Source organism: Streptomyces axinellae (assembly GCF_039532135.1).
Lineage (GTDB): Bacteria > Actinomycetota > Actinomycetes > Streptomycetales > Streptomycetaceae > Streptomyces > Streptomyces axinellae.
The window spans coordinates 390,725-408,808 of the sequence record NZ_BAAARJ010000004.1 but is presented as its reverse complement, the minus strand read 5'-3'; the positions used below and the strand labels follow the sequence as shown (position 1 = coordinate 408,808).

General features: G+C 73.2%; 13 protein-coding genes. 7 read left to right on the top strand and 6 right to left on the bottom strand.

The features are described 5' to 3' along the window. The first annotated feature begins 47 nt into the window (after nucleotides 1–47). From ABD339_RS08255 to ABD339_RS08245, 3 genes are all read left to right on the top strand, one after another. Nucleotides 48–1,103: a LysR family transcriptional regulator gene (locus ABD339_RS08255; RefSeq protein ID WP_344563724.1), complete on the top strand. Its 1,056-nt coding sequence runs from the start codon at nucleotides 48–50 to the stop codon at nucleotides 1,101–1,103. Further along, complete coding sequence (locus tag ABD339_RS08250) at nucleotides 1,100–2,002, top strand: serine hydrolase (RefSeq protein ID WP_344563722.1); 903 nt, start codon at nucleotides 1,100–1,102, stop codon at nucleotides 2,000–2,002. The genes ABD339_RS08255 and ABD339_RS08250 overlap by 4 nt, the downstream gene beginning before the upstream one ends. Before the next feature lie 144 nt (nucleotides 2,003–2,146). Continuing rightward, nucleotides 2,147–3,364: a hypothetical protein gene (locus ABD339_RS08245; RefSeq protein WP_344563720.1), complete on the top strand. Its 1,218-nt coding sequence runs from the start codon at nucleotides 2,147–2,149 to the stop codon at nucleotides 3,362–3,364. An 84-nt stretch (nucleotides 3,365–3,448) separates the two neighbouring features. On the opposite strand, the gene ABD339_RS08240 is transcribed toward ABD339_RS08245, so the two are convergent. The 6 genes from ABD339_RS08240 to ABD339_RS08215 all read right to left on the bottom strand — a co-directional run bounded on the left by ABD339_RS08240 (nucleotide 3,449) and on the right by ABD339_RS08215 (nucleotide 9,484). Then, nucleotides 3,449–3,775: a plasmid stabilization protein gene (locus ABD339_RS08240; RefSeq protein ID WP_344563718.1), complete on the bottom strand. Its 327-nt coding sequence runs from the start codon at nucleotides 3,773–3,775 to the stop codon at nucleotides 3,449–3,451. 254 nt (nucleotides 3,776–4,029) lie between these two features. Next, complete coding sequence (locus ABD339_RS08235; protein WP_344563716.1) at nucleotides 4,030–4,689, bottom strand: LysE family translocator; 660 nt, start codon at nucleotides 4,687–4,689, stop codon at nucleotides 4,030–4,032. A gap of 93 nt (nucleotides 4,690–4,782) precedes the next feature. Beyond that, nucleotides 4,783–5,277, bottom strand: coding sequence for an ATP-binding protein (locus ABD339_RS08230; RefSeq protein ID WP_425575925.1), 495 nt, complete (start codon nucleotides 5,275–5,277; stop codon nucleotides 4,783–4,785). A gap of 418 nt (nucleotides 5,278–5,695) precedes the next feature. Further along, nucleotides 5,696–6,517: an enoyl-CoA hydratase/isomerase family protein gene (locus ABD339_RS08225; RefSeq protein ID WP_344563712.1), complete on the bottom strand. Its 822-nt coding sequence runs from the start codon at nucleotides 6,515–6,517 to the stop codon at nucleotides 5,696–5,698. A gap of 193 nt (nucleotides 6,518–6,710) precedes the next feature. Then, a complete protein-coding gene (locus ABD339_RS08220; RefSeq protein ID WP_344563710.1) occupies nucleotides 6,711–7,988 on the bottom strand; it encodes a L,D-transpeptidase in 1,278 nt (425 codons plus the stop codon). 341 nt (nucleotides 7,989–8,329) lie between these two features. After that, entirely contained in the window at nucleotides 8,330–9,484 is a 1,155-nt protein-coding gene (locus ABD339_RS08215) for a L,D-transpeptidase (RefSeq protein ID WP_344563810.1), read from the bottom strand. A 453-nt stretch (nucleotides 9,485–9,937) separates the two neighbouring features. On the opposite strand from ABD339_RS08215, the gene glgX reads away from it, so the two are divergent. The 4 genes from glgX to ABD339_RS08195 all read left to right on the top strand — a co-directional run bounded on the left by glgX (nucleotide 9,938) and on the right by ABD339_RS08195 (nucleotide 18,001). Beyond that, complete coding sequence (gene glgX, locus ABD339_RS08210) at nucleotides 9,938–12,553, top strand: glycogen debranching protein GlgX (RefSeq protein ID WP_425575924.1); 2,616 nt, start codon at nucleotides 9,938–9,940, stop codon at nucleotides 12,551–12,553. Between the two features lie 73 nt (nucleotides 12,554–12,626). Further along, nucleotides 12,627–13,925, top strand: coding sequence for an MFS transporter (locus ABD339_RS08205; protein WP_344563708.1), 1,299 nt, complete (start codon nucleotides 12,627–12,629; stop codon nucleotides 13,923–13,925). A 33-nt stretch (nucleotides 13,926–13,958) separates the two neighbouring features. Next, on the top strand, nucleotides 13,959–15,968 hold the full coding sequence (locus tag ABD339_RS08200; RefSeq protein WP_344563706.1) for an ABC transporter ATP-binding protein: 2,010 nt from the start codon (nucleotides 13,959–13,961) through the stop codon (nucleotides 15,966–15,968). Next, nucleotides 15,965–18,001 carry an ABC transporter ATP-binding protein gene (locus ABD339_RS08195; protein ID WP_344563704.1) on the top strand — a complete coding sequence of 679 codons (2,037 nt, stop codon included), beginning with the start codon at nucleotides 15,965–15,967 and terminating at the stop codon, nucleotides 17,999–18,001. The genes ABD339_RS08200 and ABD339_RS08195 overlap by 4 nt, the downstream gene beginning before the upstream one ends. Nucleotides 18,002–18,084: the final 83 nt, after the last annotated feature.

Genomic DNA, 18,084 nt, shown 5'->3' with positions numbered 1-18,084 from the left:
AATACGCTCGCGCGCCGTTTCATGCCGATCCCGCATAGGGTGCTGGGGTGGATCTGGTGGGAGCGTGCAGGGCGTTCGTCAGCGTGAGCGAGCGCGGCAGTTTCACGGTGGGGGCGGCTGCGGCGCGGATGTCGCAGCCGGTGGCCAGCCGTCGCGTCGCGGCGCTGGAGGAGCGCTTCGGTGAGCCGCTGTTCGAACGCACCGCACGGCGGGCCGTTCTCACCCCCTTCGGCCGCGACATGCTGCCGGCCGCCCGGCAACTCGTGCAGACCGCCGATGTGCTGCTGCACGAGGCGGAGGCCGCCGGACGCAAGCCGTGGCGGCTGGCGGTTCCCGGTATCTGCTCCACGGCGGCCCTCGCCCGCCTCGTCGCCGAGGCACGCGGGAGCGGCGTAACGCTCGACCTCCGCGTCGCACCCCCGGCCCGGCGCACGGAGCTGCTCCGCGCACAGCAGGCCCGCGCCGCGCTGCTCGCCGTGCCGCCGGACGAGGCCCGCTGGACTGTGCCGCTCGGGGTGGCCGGGGTGCGGGGGCCCGGTTCGCGGGGGGCCGCCGTGCAGCGCGTCCACCTGGAGACGCTGCGGCTCGGCCGGGCGGACCCGGGCCCGGCCCGCCGGCTGTGGATCCAGCCGGAGGACGACGTTCCACACATCCGCGACCCGCTGACGCGCCTGCGCGACGCGGTCGGACTGCGACCCGCCCAACTCGTCACCGCCAGCGACCTGACCTCGGCTGCGGCCGAAGTGCTGTGTACCCGCGACCTGTTGCTGTGCTCCCCCGCGCAGGCCCAGGAGTTGTCGCTGGAGTGGCGGCCCCTCGGCGAGATCGCCCTCAGCCGGGGCTACGCGCTGGCCGTCGCGGCGGACGGCAACCCCGGGCACATCGAAGCGCGCCTGGGCGACGCCCTCACCCGCTGCCTGGGCGCAGTCCCCCGGCGGGGCCCCGGAGCGGGGACGGCGACGAACGGGACCGACGACGGTGCGAACCCCGGGGCGGCGGACGAAGCGGACGACGACGGAGCCCAGCTCGGAACGGACGACGCGACCGGGGCCAGAGCGCAGCTCGGGGCGGGCGGCCAGGCGCACACCGGAGCGCCGGCGTGAACACCGAGGCACTGCTGCACGACCTGCGCGAACAGCTGCGCGACGGCGGCCTGCACGGCTGCCTGCTCGTACGGGACCTCCACACCGGCGACGAGCTGGGCATCGACGCGGACACCCAACTGCCCGCCGCCTCCCTGGTCAAGGTCCCGCTCGCGCTGGCGACCGTGGAGCGGGTGCGGCGCGGCGAGCTGGACGGGGCGATGCCGCTCGACGTGGCGCCGGGACGGATCAGCACGCCCGGCCCGACCGGGCTGACCCGGTTCCGGCACCCCGCGCGGATCGCGCTCGACGACCTGCTCTACCTGAGCACCTGTGTGAGTGATGGAACGGCGGCCGACGCGCTGTTCGAGCTGACCCCGCCTGCTCAGGTCGCCGCGATCCTCCAGGAATTCGGGCTCCGGGGGCTCACCGTCCGGCACGGCATGCGGGAGCTGACCGAGACGCCGGTGGAGCGGTTCGACGCGGCGCAGGCCCATCTCGCGCACGCCCTGGCCATCGAGTCCGGCACCAGCGGGCGCGGCCACCGGGTCCCGCAGCTCGATACGACCCGCGCCAACACCGGCAGCGCACGCGCCTACGCCGAGTTGCTCCAGGCACTGTGGACGCCCTCGGCCATTCCCCCCGAAGTGGCCGCGCGGATACGGGAACTCATGGCGAACAACCTGCTGCGGCACCGGCTCACCCCGGACTTCAGCTCCGACGCCAGCAGGTGGTCCTCCAAGACCGGCACGCTCCTCAACCTGCGGCACGAGGTCGGCGTCGTCGAGCACTCGGACGGCCAGAGTTTCGCCGTCGCCGTCCTCACGGAGTCGCTCGTTCCGGCCGGGATCCAGCCCGGCGCGGAAGCCCTCATGGCACAGGTCGCCCGCGCTCTGCGTGATCACCTCCGCCAGCTCTGACTACTGAGGGGGCCCCGGGGCCCCGGGGAAGCCGGGGGCGACGGGCCGACGGCGACCACGGGGACGCGGGGGACGACGCAATCGCCGAATGGGCGCGCGGAAACTCCTTCGCACCGGCAGGGCCCCGCTCCCTACTATCCGGCCATGGACCCGATCCACCCGCTCCCCCACCGGGCCGGGCAGCACGCGCCGCCCCCGCCGCCGGGCCTGGCCGAGCGCGCTGAGCTGCTGCTGGGCGGGCCGCTGGGACGGCAGCTGCTGGGTGCGTTCGTCGATCCGCTCCTGGAAGACGCGCTGTTCGCGTCCCTGGGGCTGGGCGAGATTCCGGGAACCGCGCTGTGGTCCGTCGATACGACGTCGGTCCCGGCGCGGGTCACCCGCGCCCAGCGGCGCAAGCGGCGCGCGTGGCACCAAGTACCGGCCGCCGAGGTGCGGGAGGCCGTGCGGGCCGCGGTCCGGGAGGGCGGGTGGCACCGGATCGGCGAACTGACCGAGCCCGAAGCCCTGGCCGAACTGGGCTCCGAGTCGCTCTCGTTCGGGTTTACGGGCAGCTGCGAGGCGCTGTGGGGCCTCAGCGCGGTCGCGGCGGAGGAACTGCGTCCGGTCGCGACGGCGCTGGCCGGGTCGCGGGCGGCTTTCCGCTGGTGGGACCCGGTCCACCGCGCGGACCAGCGTCAGCTCGTATGGCCGGGAACGACATCGCGACCGGAGCCGGGACCGGGGCTGGCCGGCATCGAGGACGCCGTACGGCGGGACATGGCGCGGGAGCGGGCCGAGAACGCGCGCGGCCTCAAGGACCGCCCCCGCAAGGGCGAACGCGACCTCGGGGCGATCTGGTGGTCGGCGCCCGACTTCGCGCAGAACACCTGGACCACCGGCGCGCGCGAGGATCTTCCGGCCCTCGAACTGGGGCACTTCATCGACACCTTCGTGCCGTTCGACGAGAGCACCGCGACGGTGGGCAGCCTCGCGATCGGCGCGCGGGCGCGGGTGGCCGAGATCCGGGGCCCCCAGGACTGGCAGAACCTCGTCGCCCGCTTCCCCCGCGACGTGACCGGCACCCACGACGGCGAGTGGCGGACCTGGGCGGACGCGGACGGGCCCTGGTACCTGCCCGACTGGGAGGCCGTGGCGGCGCACTACGACGGTGTACACGTCACCATCGGCGGCTTCCTCGCCGCGTGCGGCCTGTCCCGCCCCGTGCTGGACGGCTATACGGTGCTCGCCGGCTGGGTCCCGGACGCCACGCTCTGGCTCCGCGACGTGACCACTGCCGTCAGAAGGCTCGGCCAGTGGCACGGCGACCTTGGGGACGCCTGCGACTGGGACGACATCCGCGACGGCTGGCACCCGGACCGCTGAACCAGGACGAGGGCACCGTGAAGGGCGGCGTGCGCCGCGTTCCGCCGCCCGGTCCGATGTGCCCCGGGCGGCGGTCGCGGGGTGTCAGCGGCCGAGGGCGCGCTGCAACTGCCGCTTGTTCATCTGGGAACGGCCCTCGATGCCCCGCTGGCGCGCCTCGTTGTAGAGCTGGTCGCGGGTGGGGCCGCCCTGTGAGCCGGTGTGCGAGTGCTGGCCGCCGCGCTTGGGGGCCGGCTTGTCGCGGACCGAGGTGCGGCTCGCGCGCTTGGCCTCGCCGGACTGGGCCCGCTCCTTGTTCACCGTACGGGCCGCCATTTCCTTGGCCCGACTGGTGGATGCGCCCTGCCGTTGTGCGCCCTTCTTGATGTGCTCGTACTGCCGCTCACGCTTGGAGTTCGACCCTGAAGGCATGATTCCTCCGTACTTCTGGCGTCCGTTTTGACACTCTCGCCCATGTTCGGCTCTTGCAGTCCGGACGGCGACCGCAGGAGTCTTCGCCGCCCGTGTGCCACACGGCGCAGGCGTTACACATGGCGGCTTACGGGACGCCGCCGGGACGCGATACCGGGCGGAGCCGGGGTAACCGGCTGAACGGGTGACGGCGCGCCCCCTCGTCCACCCGGCCCCGGCCCGCCGCCCACTCGGTCGCTCGGTCGCTCAGTCGCTCAGTCGCTCAGCGCCAGGTGGAGCCCGAAGCCGACGATGACGGTGCCGGTCACACGGTCGAGGGCCTGCTTGGCGGAGGGTCTGCGCAGCAAGCCGCTCACGGCCCTCGCGCATCCGATCAGCAGCATCGACCAGACGAAGCCGATTCCTATATGGATGACGGTCAACAGCAGCCCCGTCCCGAAGTGCGGCGCCCCCACGGGGATGAACTGGGGCAGGACGGCGACATAGAAGACGCCGATCTTCGGGTTCAGAACGTTGGTGAGAGCCCCCTGCCGCCAGCCGCCGAGCACGGAGTCGGGGCCCGCGCTCAGCTCCGGGCCCCCGCTCGGCCCGGGGGATGTGGCGGACTCGCCCGCGCGCTTGCGGCGGAAGGTCTCGGCGAGCATCCGGGTGCCCATCCACACCAGGTAGGCCGCACCGGCCCAGCGCAGGATGTCGTAGGCGAGCTGTGAGGCCGTCAGCACGGCGGTGATCCCGGCGGAAGTGAGAGCGCCCCACAGCAGAAGCCCGGACTGTATACCGAACATCACGCCCTGAGCGCGGCGGCGCTGCCCTACCGCGGCCGTGCGCAGGATGAGCGCGGTATCCAGCCCGGGAGTGACGGTCAGCAGCCCCCCGACCAGCGCGAAGGACCACAAGGCGGTGCTCAGGTTCATGTTCACGAGCGTACGCGCGGCCTGTGACAGCGGCCCACCCTCGCGAAGTCCCTCCCGTTCACCGGGCCGTCAGCCGATGCGGCGCCTCTCGAATCAGTCGGTGCGGCGCATCTCGAACCAGGTCGTCTTGCCGCGCGGCAGCAGATCGACGCCCCACCTGTCGGAGAGGGTATCGACGAGGAAGAGGCCCCGGCCGCTGGTGTCCAGGTCGCCCACCGGCAGCAGACACGGCAGACCCCGCGAGGGGTCGCGTACCTCGACGCGGATCCAGCCGGTGCGCCGCAGCATGCGCAGGCCGATCGTGTGGGCGCCGGTGTGGCGCACCGCGTTGCCGACCAGTTCGGAGACGAGCAGCACGGCGTGCTCGGTGAGATGGGCGGGGAGGGCCCAGCGCAGCTGGAGGACGGAGCCGGTGAGCTGCCGGGCCAGTCGCGCGGATTCGGGAAGGTTCGGCAGCGGAACTTCCCGTACGGTCGGATCGCCGATCCGGTCCAGGAGCCTGCTCACCCGTTCGCTTTCCGCCAACGGCTCCCCTGGGTCTTCCGGCACCCGTTCGGTCACGCCCGCAACATCTCCCTGACCCGCCATGGCCACCATCATGGCGCCAGGTGAGAGACGCCGGGGCCGGTTCGGTGGGATCGGGAGCGGGGGAAGTCCGGGGGAAGCCGCCCCTCCGGGCGGCCACCGGGGCTGTCCGGAGCCCGCCCGGAACGGCGGGCGCGCCACCTGACCAGGCAGGACACCACGTACGCAAGTGATCACAACGCGCCACACCCGTACCCGAATCGAGGAAGGGACCGGCAGAAGCTCGGTCCCCCACAGGTGGGGCGCAGAGAGGGAGCGCGGCGCGCCACCCCCAGCCACCCCACCCGGTGCCACCCGAGCCCGTGCCACCCCGCCCCGTGAAGCGACTACCCGAACGGCACGTGGCCCGATGGGTCCGCTCGGCCGCTGGTGGCGGGGGCACCGGGCCCTGCGGTGGACCACGCCGGTCGCCGTTCGGCGATCAGCGGAACCTCGCCTTGCCGGGGCCCTCCTCCACGAAGCTGCGCATGCCCCTCTCGCGGTCCTCGGTCGCGAACAGGCCCGCGAACCAGTTCCGTTCGATCGCGAGGCCCGTTTCGATGTCCGTCTCCAGGCCGGAATCGACCGATTCTTTCGCGGCGCGCAGCGCGAGCGCGGGGCCGCGCGCGAGGCGGGCCGCCCACGCGTGCGCCTGCTCGTAGACCTCCGCGTCGGGGACGACCCGGTCCACCAGGCCGATGCTGTGGGCCTCGTCGGCCGCCACCTGGCGCCCGGTGAAGATCAGGTCCTTGGCCTTGGACGGGCCGACCAGCCGGGAGAGGCGCTGGGTGCCGCCGGCGCCGGGGATCAGGCCGAGCAGGATCTCGGGCTGGCCGAACTTGGCGCCCGCGCCGGCGATCCGGAAGTCGGCGCACAGGGCCAGTTCGCAACCGCCGCCCAGCGCGTAGCCGGTGACGGCGGCGACGACGGGTTTGGGGATGCGCGCGACGGCCGTGAACGCCTCCTGGAGGGCCCGGGAGCGCACGACCATCCCGGCGTGGTCCATCTCGCGCATCTCTTTGATGTCGGCCCCGGCGGCGAACACCTTCTCGCCGCCGTAGAGGACGACGGCCCGCACATCCTCGCGCAGCGCGGCCTCTCCGGCCAGTTCGCGCAGCAGGTCCTGGGTGGCGATGTCGAGGGCGTTCATCTTGGGACGGTCCAGCCGGAGGGTGGCCACGCCGTCCGCGATCTCCAGACGTGCGGTCCGCGGGCCCGGCTCGTGCGCGGCGGGGTCCGCGCCGCGTTCCGTATCAGCAGTCATGGAGGGAAGGTTAACGGCCGTTACGCGGCGCGGACCCGGTGCCGTTCCTCACAGCACCGGGCCCACGCCCGGACGGTCTCCTCCGCGCCCCCTCCCCCCCTCCCCGCGCCTTGGCCGGGGAGGGTTTCGCTGAAGGACCAGCGCTGAGGAACTGGCGCTGAGGGCGCGTCGCCGTGGGGCTGTCAGTGGAGGGCTATTGGGGTGCCTTCCACTTCGCCCAGTCCATGTTCCAGCCGTTGAGCCCGTTGTCGGGCTGAATGGTGGCGTCCTGGGAGTTCTTGACCTCGACCACGTCGCCGATCATCGAGTTGTCGAAGAACCAGGCGCCGGGCGTGCCGTTGGCGCCGCCGCCGCGTCTGTCGAACAGGCCCACACAGCCGTGGCTGGCGTTGACCTGGCCGAACTGGGACTGTGCCGTCCAGTAGTTGCCGTGGATGAAGGTGCCGGAGGTGCTCAGCCGCATGGCGTGGGGCACGTCCTTGATGTCGTACTCGCCGCCGAAACCGACCGTGTCGCCGTTCATCCGGGTCACCGGATGCTTCTCGCTGATGACCATCTTGCCGTTGTACGTGGGATTCGACGGACTGCCCGAGGTGATCGGCACCGTTTTGATCTTCTCGCCGTCACGGGTCACGGTCATCGTCTTCTTCTTCGCGTCGACGACGCTGACCTGCTGGCGCCCGATGGTGAACTTCACCGTCTTGCGCTGCTTCCCGTACACCCCGCCGGAGCCCTCGACACCGCTCAGGTTCAGGTCCACCGAGACCTTCGTGCCGGACTTCCAGTAGTCCTCGGGGCGGAAGTCCAGGCGCTGGGCGCCGAACCAGTGGCCCTCGACCTCCACCCCGGGGTCGGCGGTGACGGATATCGCCTTCTCGACCTCCTCGCGGTGCGCGATCGGCCGGTTGAAGTTGATGGACACGGGCATACCGGCGCCGACCTTGTCGCCGTCCTCCGGCGTGAAGTAGCCGACGAAGGTGTTCTTGGGGACGAAGGTGGTGAACGCCGCGTGCTTGGCCGACGTGCGCCCCTCCGAGTCCTTGGCGATCGCATCGACGCTGTACTTGGTGCCTGCCGCGAGGTGTGTGCGGGGCTTCCAGGCGGTGCCGCCGTCGGTGATCTCGCCCTTGACCGGGACGTCCTTGCTGTCCTTGACCTTCACTTCGGTGAGCTTGCCCTCGGCCGCCGAGACCCGCAGCGCGCCGGAGGTGGCCACCTCGTCGGCCCCGTCCTCCGGCGCGATCTTCACCACGGCTTTGGACGCCTCCTTGGCGGGGTCGCCGCCACCGCCCTTGCCGTTCGCGCGGGCGCCCGAACCCGCGCCTCCTCCCCCGCAGGTGGTCAGCACAAGCAGCAGCACGACCAGCAGGAGGACCAGCCCGGCGGCCGAGCCGCCGATGACCCGGGCGCGGCTGTCTCCCCCGACGGCATCCAGCTTCAGCTTGTTTCTGGCCATGGTCTTCAGGTCCAAGACGGCCTCATTCCTCGTGTCCCCATCACAAGGGCCGCGCCTGCGCGGCTCCCCCGAACGCATACCAGTCCCTGGAACCGACGTGAGTATGCCCTGTCAGACAACCACACCCCGGTGACAATCGACTTCCGCCGCACGTCACCTTTCGGTCGCGGTTTCGGGGAGGGAAAGGGGAGGTGAGGCGGCGCTTTGGACGCTTCGGACGCGCGGCGGCAGACCGTCAGGAACGGGCCGAACCCTGTGCACAGCGGCGGAAGTTCCTGAAGCGGAAGGCGCCGAGGGGTCAGGAGCCGCCCGCCTGGCCGGGTTTGTCCGCGAGACGGCTGCGGGTGACTGGTTGATCAGTCCAAAGCGGAACCGGACTGCCAGCGCTCCCACGCCATGTTCCAGCCACCGAGCCCGTTGTTGGCCGCGACGGTCCTGTCGTGCGAGCCGCGCACCGTGACCAGGTCACCGACCAGGGAGTGGCGGAAGAAGCGGCCCGCCGGGGAGCGGGGGCTGCCGCCGCGCTTGTCCGCCAGGCCGACGCAGCCGTGACTGGTGTTCTTCTTGCCGAAAACGTGCGAGTCGGCCCAGTAGTTGCCGTGCAGGAAGGTGCCGCTGCGGGTCAGGCGCATGGCGTGCGGCACATCGTCGATGTCGTATTCGCCGCCGAAGCCGACCGTTTCACCGTTCATCCGGGTCACCGGATACTTCTCGCTGATCACCATCCGACCGTTGTAGGTCGGGTTCTTGCGCGTCCCGGCCGTCACCGGGAACCGCTCGACGACGCGAGCGCCCCGGCGGACCGTCAGGGTGCGCCGCCCGACATCGACGACGCTGCGCTGGTCACGGCCCACCCGGAACCACACCGTCTTGCGCTGCACCCCGTAGGCGCCCTTGCCGCCGCGCACATCGCGCAGCCGCAGATCGAGAGTGACGCGGGTGCCGGGGCGCCAGAACTGACGCGGCCGGAAGTCGAGGCGGGAGCGCCCGAACCAGTGTGCGGCGACGGGTACTCGGGGCACGGCCGAGACCTGGATGGCGCGCTCGACGGCGGCGCGGTCCTCGATGGGCCGGTTGAAATCCAGGGAGACGATCATCGCCGTACCGACGGTCTGACGGTGCTCGGGCCGGAAGAAGCCGATGAAGCGGTGCGGCGGAACCTTGGTGGTGAAGGTGGTGTGGCGGGCCGTCCTGCGCCCCTCGCCGTCCACGGCCACCGCGTCCACGGTGTACTTGGCGGACAACTCCAGCCCGTGACCGGCCGTCAGGTCCGGGCGCCAGCCGCGCCTGTCGGCGGAGAACCTGCCCGGCACGGCGCGGGCGCTGCCGTCGCCCCTGCGCACCATCCGCACGCTGCGCAGCGTGCCCTCGGAGACGAAGACCTTCACGGTGCCGTGGGCGGGGACTCCGCGGGAGCCGTCGTCGGGTGAGACGCGGATGGTGTCCCCCGGCGGCTTGCTGTCGTCCGGAACGCCGCACCCGGCGGCCACGACGGCGTACATCACCGCCATGACGGACAGCGCGGCGCGGACGGCGAGGGCGCGCACGGCGAACGTGCGGGCGCCGGGCCCGGCGCGGCGCGGGGTGCGGAGGCGGGCATGGGAGCGGGCGGGGGCGTGGTCCGCGCCGTGGGCGCCGGCCCGGGCCGGCGCCGCGCCCCCGTCCTGGTCCCGCTCCGCCGCTGCCGTCCCCGTGACAGCGTCCCTGTCCGCTTCCATCGTGCTCCCGCTCTCCGTCCGGCCCGCTCCGCTGTCCCCCGGGGGAGCGACGGCGCTGTCCACGGCGGCGTGCGCTCCCCCAGATGAACGGCACAACGAACCGTGCGCGCAGGGGACACCTCGATCACACGTGTGAGCCGGGTTTCCCCGCCGGGAAGGATCCTGGGGAGGGCCGTCGCGCGGTACGGGCCGGGACGCCGCACGCCGCGCGGGCCGGCCGAGCCGCGAGCCGCTGGAGGCGGTCACGTGTCCTACCCATCCGAACCCGGGGCACCGGCCGAGGGAACGGCCGTACACCGCGCCCCCATCCGCTCCAACGGGCACCGCCCGCCGCAGCCGGGACAGGGGCCGCCCAGGGTCGCGGCGGCCGGGAGTGCGGCGGGCCCGCGGGCGCCCGCGCGGGTGCCGTACGCGCCCGCCGGGCGGGTGTGGCCCGGCAGCCCCCGCCCGCTCGGCAGCAGACCCCGCCTGGGTCCCGGCCGCGTCGCCGGGACCAACTTCGCGCTGTGGGCGGGCGGGGCCGAGGCCGTCGAGGTGTGCCTGTTCGACTACGACGGCGAAGGGCACGAGGAGGTGGAGACCCGCTACCGGCTGGCCGAGCAGACGCACGGGGTCTGGCACGGCTTCCTGCCCGGGATCGCCGCCGGGCAGCGCTACGGATACCGCGTGCACGGGCGATGGGACCCGTGGACGGGCGCCCGCTGGAACCCGGCCAAGCTGCTGCTGGATCCCTACGCCCGCGCGGTGGACGGCGAGTACGCGGGACCCCGCACCGGCCCGGACGGGGCATACGGTCCGCTGCCCGCCGAGGTGTACGGGCATGTACGGGACTGGCCGCAGCAGCACGTCGCCGACACGGTGCGCGACGAGCGGGACTCGGCACCGTACGTCCCCAAGGGCGTGGTGGTGGACGACGGGGATGAGGGGGACGGCCTGGACGACGGGGGCGGCCGGGACGACTGGGCCCGCCGGGAGGGCACCGGGGGTGGCCGCAGACCCGAGACGCCGTGGGCCGACTCCGTCATCTACGAACTGCACGTGCGCGGCTTCACCCTCAAGCACCCCGGCATTCCCGAGGCACTGCGCGGCACTTACGCGGGCCTGGCGCATCCGGCGGCGATCGAGCACCTCACGCGGCTGGGCGTGACCGCCGTCGAGCTGCTGCCCGTCCACCAGTTCGCGCACGAGGACCATCTGCTGCGGCGCGGACTGCGCAACTACTGGGGCTACAACACCATCGGATACTTCGCGCCGCACGCCGCCTACGCGGCATCCGGTACGCGCGGACAGCAGGTGGGCGAGTTCAAACGGATGGTGCGCGCTTTGCACGCGGTGGGCATCGAGGTCCTGCTGGACGTCGTCTACAACCACACCGCCGAGGGCGACGAGCGGGGGCCCACGCTGTCCTTGCGCGGGATCGACAACCGGGGCCACTACCGGCTGCCGCCCCACGACGCGCGCCGGTACACCGACTACACCGGGTGCGGCAACACCCTGCACGTCATGCAGCCCCAGGTGCTGCGGCTGATCACCGACTCGCTGCGCTACTGGGTGCGGGAGATGGGCGTGGACGGCTTCCGCTTCGACCTGGCGGCGGCACTGGCCCGCACGGCGCACGAGGTGGACATGCTCTCGCCGTTCCTGGCCGTCCTCGCGCAGGATCCGGTGCTGAGCCGGGTCAAACTGATCGCCGAGCCCTGGGACGTGGGCGCCGGCGGCTACCAGGTGGGGGCCTTCCCGCCACTGTGGTCCGAGTGGAACGACCGCTACCGCGACACCGTGCGCGACTTCTGGCGCGGGGCGCTGCCGGATGTGCGCGACCTCGGATACCGGCTCTCGGGCTCCAGCGACCTGTACGCCTGGGGCGGGCGCCGGCCCTACGCCTCGGTCAACTTCATCACGGCGCACGACGGGTTCACGCTGCGCGACCTGGTCAGCTACGAGCACAAGCGCAACGAGGCCAACGGCGAGGGCAACCGGGACGGCACCGGGGACAACCGCTCCTGGAACTGCGGCACGGAGGGGGAGAGCGCGGACGCGGACGTGCTGGCCCTGCGCGCGCGGCAGTCGCGCAACCTGCTGACCACGCTGCTGCTGTCCACCGGAGTGCCCATGCTGGTCGCGGGCGACGAGATGGGCCGCACCCAGGGCGGCAACAACAACGCCTACTGCCAGGACTCGCCCGTCAACTGGATCGACTGGTCGCTGCCGGAGGACCCGTACCGGCGCGGGCTGCTGGACCTCACCAGGCGGCTGCTGAGGCTGCGGCGCGAGCATCCGGTGCTGCGGCGCTCGGCGTTCTTCTCCGGCCACGCGCAAGGCGCCGAGGGCCTGCGCGATCTGGCCTGGTTCACCTCGCGTGGGCGGGAGATGACCGAGGCCGACTGGTACGCGCCCGGCGCCACCTTGGCGATGTACCTGTCCGGGCGCGGCATCCCCGAGCGCGGCCCCGCCGGGGAGCCGGTGCGCGACGACAGCTTCCTGTGCATCCTGCACGCGGGCCCCGGGGAGCTGTCCTTCCGGCTGCCCGATGCCGCGTGGGGTGCCGCCTACGAAGTCGTCGTGGACACGGCGGCGGAAGGTGACGCGACAGCCACCGGGGGCCGCGCCTCCGTTCCGGGGAGGCCGCTCCCCGCCACCGGCCTCATCCGGGACCCGGGCCCGGACCCGGCGGAGAACGCCCGGCATCCGGCGGGCGACGACAGCGCGCGGTATCCGGCGGGCCACGACGGCGCGGGGTATCCGGCGGACGGCGAAAGCCCCCACCATCCAGCGGGCAGCGAACTGGCCGTCCAGGGGCGCTCGGTGGTGGTCCTCCGCGTCCGCGAACCCCGCGAAGGGCCGCAGCCCACCGGAGGCTGACCCGAGGGAGCGGGGCGTCTCACATGGCGGAATTCCGGGCCCGGTTCCCGTACCCGGGCCACACTCCCAGGGCGTGACCCCTGCCCCCGCGCCTCCCGCGGCCTCCCTGCGCTCCCGGAACTTCGCCCTCTTCTTCGCCGCGCGGGCCGTCGCCAAGCTCGGCGATGCCATGCTGCCCCTCGCCTTGTCGGCCGGGCTGCTCCAGCGGGGGCACGGTCCCGGCGCGATCGGTGCCGTGCTCGCCTCGCTGACGGTCTGCCTGGCGGGCTTCGTCGTCTTCGGCGGGGTCTTCTGCGACCGGCTCGACACCCGGGCGCTGATGATCGGCGCCGACCTGGTGCGGGTGGTCACCCAGGCAGTGTTGGCCGGGCTGTTCCTCGGCGGGCACGTCGTGCTGTGGCAGGTGTGCGCGATCGGCGCGGTCAACGGCATAGCGGCGGGCCTTTTTCAGCCGGGTGTGGCCGGCACCATCCCCCGGGTGGCGGCCGATGTGCAGGGCGCCAACGGGCTGATCCGTACGGCCGAGTCGCTCGCCCTGCTGCTGGGGCCCGCGTTGGCCGGGCTGCTGGTGGCCGCGTTCTCGCCGGGCGGCGTCTTCGCGGCACACGCCGGGACGTACGCCCTCAGCGCGCTGTGTCTGGCCCTGCTGCGGCTGCCGCCGGACGCGTCCGGCCGGCGCGCGGCGCGCGGCGGCTACCGCGCCGATCTGGCCGAGGGCTGGCGGGAGTTCAGGGCGCGGCAGTGGATGTGGGCCGTCATCCTCGTCTGGATGGTCTACATGATCACCGTGGCGGGTCCGCAAGTGCCGCTGACCGCCGCCGAGATCATCCCCTCCCGGGGCGCGGGCGTGTACGGGCTGGTGAACTCGGCGCTCGGCGCGGGTACGGCGCTCGGGGGGCTGTGCGCGCTGCGCTACCGGCCCGTGCGGCAACTGCGGGCGGGCGCGGTCGCGCTGCTGGGCTGCTGCCTGTTTCCGGCCGCCGTGGGCGCGGGGCTGCCCACCGGGTCGATGATGGCGGGTGCCGCTGTCTCCGGCACCGGCCTCGGCTTCTGGGGCGTCATGTGGGCCACCAGCGTGCAGACCCAGGTGCCAGGGACGGTCCTCAACCGCATCCACGCCTACGAGGTGGCCGGTTCGCTGGCGATGATGCCGGTGGGGCAGGCGCTGGCGGGCCCGGCCGCGCAGCTGCTCGGGGGCCGTACGGTGCTGCTCGCCGGGGGCGCCATGGTGATCGTCGTGAGCTGCGCGCTGCTGGGCGTGCCCGCCATCCGCGACCTGCGCGCCGTATCGGCGCCGCCGCGTGCGGGCGGCGGCACGAAGGCGCGGCACGAACCCGCCCGGAGGGGCACGAGTGGCGGGAAAAGCACATGAGGGTTGTCAGTCCCTGACCGTACTCTCGCGCTGATGACTCCCAACAGCGCCGAGCCGGCGACCCCCGACACCCCCGTGAAGGGCGAATCCTCCGCCGTGCGTTCGCTTCTGCGGCTGTGGCCCTATGTCCGCCCGGTGCGGGCGCGGCTGTCCACGGCCGCCTTCGTCGCGGTGCTCGCTTCCTGCATCGGCCTGGTCATCCCGCTGATCCTCAAGTGGATCGTGGACGGCCCGGTCGCGCACCGGGACACCGGCGGGGTCTGGCTGGGCGGCGCGCTGCTGCTGGGTGTCGGCCTGGCCGAGGCCGCGCTGTTCGGGCTGCGGCGCTGGCTGGTGGCGCGTCCGCTCGCGGGCGTGGAGGCGTCGATGCGCGGCGCGCTCTACGAGCGGCTGCAACGGCTCCCCGTCTCCTTCCACGACCGCTGGGCCAGCGGCCAGTTGCTCTCGCGCGCGACGACCGACCTCCAGCTGCTGCGGCTCTTCCTCGCCTTTCCGCTGACGTTCCTGCTGGTCAACGGGACGACCATACTGGTCGGCTGCGCCATCCTGCTGGCCCAGCAGTGGACGCTGGGGCTGGTGCTGCTGTTGCCGGTGATACCGCTGGTGCTGGTCTGCTCGGTGTTCGAGGCGCGGTACGCGCTGGTGGCCCGCACCGCGCAGGACCAGCTGGGCGACTTGACGACGGTCATCGAGGAGGCCGTCCTGGGCGTGCGCATCATCAAGGGCTTCGGCCGCAACCGCAGCCAGGCCCGCGCCTTCCGCGCCTTGTCGGGCCGGGTGCTGGAGACCGAGCTGCGCAAGGCGCGGCTGCTGGCGGGCATCTGGGCGCTGATCATGACGCTGCCCGAACTGGCCATCGGAGCCGCGCTGGTGCTGGGCACGGTGCAGGTCGCGGACGGCGAGCTGTCGGCGGGCACGCTGGTGGCCTTCCTCTCGACGGCGCTGGCCCTGCGCTGGCCGGTGGAGTCGATCGGCTTCCTGCTCGCCATGAGCAACGAGGCGGCGACGGCGACGGACCGCTTCTTCGACGTCATGGACGAGCCCGTGCCCCCGGACACCCCACGGCCGAAGAGCGTGGCCGAACGGGACAGCGGCGTGGCCGAACCGGTCAGCGGCGTGACCGAGGACGGAGCGCGCGCGGCCGAGGACGGAGCGCGCGCGGCGGACACGGGCGGGCTGCGCTTCGAGGGCGTCGTCTTCCGCTATCCGGACGCGCCCGCTACCGCCCCGCCCACGCTCGACGGCGTTGACCTGCACATACGCCCCGGCGAGACGATGGCGCTGGTCGGTGCGACCGGCAGCGGCAAGACGACACTGACCGCACTGGTCCCCCGCCTCCACGAAGTGACGGCCGGGCGCATCCTGCTGGACGGCGCGGACACGGCGACCCTGCCCCGCGCCGAACTGCGCGCCCGGGTGGCGGTGGCCTTCGAGGAACCGACGCTGTTCTCGGCCTCGGTCCGCGAGAACGTCCTCATGGGACACGCGGGCCTTCACGTAGCGCCCCCGGGGTCTGAGGAGAGCACGGAAGCGGAGGCGCGGGCGGAAGCGGGGGTGGATGACGGCGCGGGCGCGGGTGACGACGGCGAACCGGGGGCGCTGGAGCGGGCGTTGCGGGTCGCGCAGGCGGCCGAGTTCGTCGCCGCGCTGCCCCAGGGTGCCAGGACCCAGGTCGGCGAGCAGGGGCTCAGCCTCTCCGGCGGCCAGCGTCAACGCCTCGCGCTGGCCCGCGCGGTGGTCGGCCGCCCCCGCTTCCTCGTACTGGACGACCCGCTCTCGGCGCTCGACGTCCACACGGAGGCGGCCGTCGAGTCGGCACTGCGCGAGGTGCTGGCCGGCACCACGGCGCTGATCGTCGCGCACCGCCCCTCGACCGTGATGCTCGCCGACCGGGTCGCGCTGCTGTCCGGCGGGCGCGTCACCGCCGTCGGCACCCACCACGAACTGCTCCACACCCACGCCGAGTACGCCGCGCTGATGTCGGGCGAACCGGAGGCGGCCCGGGAGCAGGGAGCGTACGAGACCGAAGGGAGCAGGTCTTGACCTCGACCGTGCCCGGCAGGAGAAACCCGGACGAGCCCGGCGAAGCGGAAGCTCCGCAGTCCGGCCCCACCCCCCGGACGAGCCCCGGGGCGACCCCCCGGACGCCCCCCGGAACGACCCCGGGAACGGAAGATCCGGCGCCCGCCCCGTCCGGTCCGGGCCCCGCCCCCGGGACGGACCCCGGCCCCGGCCCGGGCGACGGCCCGAACGACGGCGCCCCCGCCCAGCCCGCCCACGCCGGCGACCCGTTCGACCGCGACGTCCTGCCCGCGCCCAAGGGCGCCTCCCGCGCGCTGCTCGGCTCGCTCCTGGCGCCGCACCGGCGCCGGGTGGCCGTCGCCGTCGTCCTGCTGCTGCTCCAGCAGGCGGCCGTCCAGGCGGGCCCGCTGCTCGTCGCGTTCGCCCTGGACGCCGCGCTGCCCGCGCTGCGCGAGGAGCACGACTACGGTCCGCTGATCGCCGTGGGCATCGGCTACCTGGTGTGCTCGGTGGCCTCCGGCTGGCTCCAGCACGCGTTCGTCATCGCCGCGGCGCGCATCAACCAGCGGGCTCTCAAGGAGCTGCGCGAGCGCATCTACCGGCAGGCGCAGGCCCTCAGCGTCGATTTCCACGACCGCTACACCTCGGGGCGGCTGATATCCCGGGCCACCACCGACGTCGAAGCCCTGCGCGAACTGCTCGACGAGGGGCTCCAGGAGCTGCTGGCCGTGCTGTTGTCGGTGGTCTACATACTGATCACGCTGCTGTGGCTGGATCCCGGTCTGGGCGCCGCCGCACTGCTGTCGTTCGTGCCGCTGGGGCTGCTCGTGGCCGACTTCCGGCGCCGTTCGCTGCGCGTGTACCGGGGCAGGTCGACCGCGATCGCGCAGGTCATCGTGAAGTTCGCCGAGACCGTGAACGGGATACGGCCGGTGCAGTCCTTCCGCCGCGAGCGTGCCAACGACGCCCGGTTCGCCGAGCTGAACGGCCGCCATCTGAAGGTCAACGGCGACTCGATACTGGAGATGGCCCGCTATGTGGTGCTCTCCCGCGCGGTGGCGAACACGACGCTCGCCGCGCTGGTGCTCTGGGGCGCCTACCGGGTGGCCTCCGGCGGGCTCGCGCTGGGGGTGCTGGCCGCCGCCGCGCTGTATCTGCGCCGGCTCTACGACCCGATCGACCGGCTGGGAATGTTCCTGAACTCCTACCAGTCGGCCGCCGCCTCGCTGGAGAAGATAGCCGGGCTGCTCGCACAGCGCCCGTCCGTGCCCGAGCCGGCACGGCCCAAGGCGCTGCCGCCTCGCCGGGCCGGCCTGCCGGGGCGCGAGGTCGTCTTCGAGGGGGTGAACTTCGCCTACCGGACGGGCGGTGAGGTGCTCCCCCGCTTCGCGCTGACGCTGCCCGCCGGGCAGACCGTCGCGGTCGTCGGTGCCACGGGCGCCGGGAAGTCCACGCTGGCCAAGCTGGTCGCCCGCTTCTACGACCCGACCACGGGGCGGGTGCTGCTGGACGGCACCGATCTGCGCGACCTGGAGACGGCGGAGCTTCGGCGGGGCGTGGTCATGGTCACGCAGGAGGCGTTCCTGTTCTCGGGCACGGTCGCGGAGAACATCGCCATCGGCCGTCCCGAGGCCGGCCGTGAGGAGATCGAGCAGGCCGCGAAGGCCATCGGCGCCCACGAGTTCATCGCGGCGCTGCCGGACGGCTACGACACGGATGTCCGCAAGCGCGGGGGCCGTATCTCCGCAGGGCAGCGGCAGTTGGTGTCCTTCGCGCGCGCCCTGCTGGCGGACCCGTCGGTGCTCATCCTGGACGAGGCGACCTCGTCGCTGGACATACCGGGCGAGCGGGCCGTACAGCACGCGATGGACACGGTGCTGCGGGGCCGCACGGCGGTGGTCGTGGCCCACCGGCTCTCGACGGTGGAGATCGCGGACCGGGTCCTGGTCATGGCCGACGGCCGCATCGTGGAAGACGGCCCGCCGGCCGAACTCATCGCGGGCACCGGCCGCTTCGCCGCCCTGCACAGCGCCTGGCGCGAGAGCCTGGCCTGACCGCGGGCGCGGCGCCGTCCGGGGCGCCGTCGCCGCCCGCCGTCCCTGTCCGGGAGCGGCGGACGGCGTCCGGGAGCAGCGGG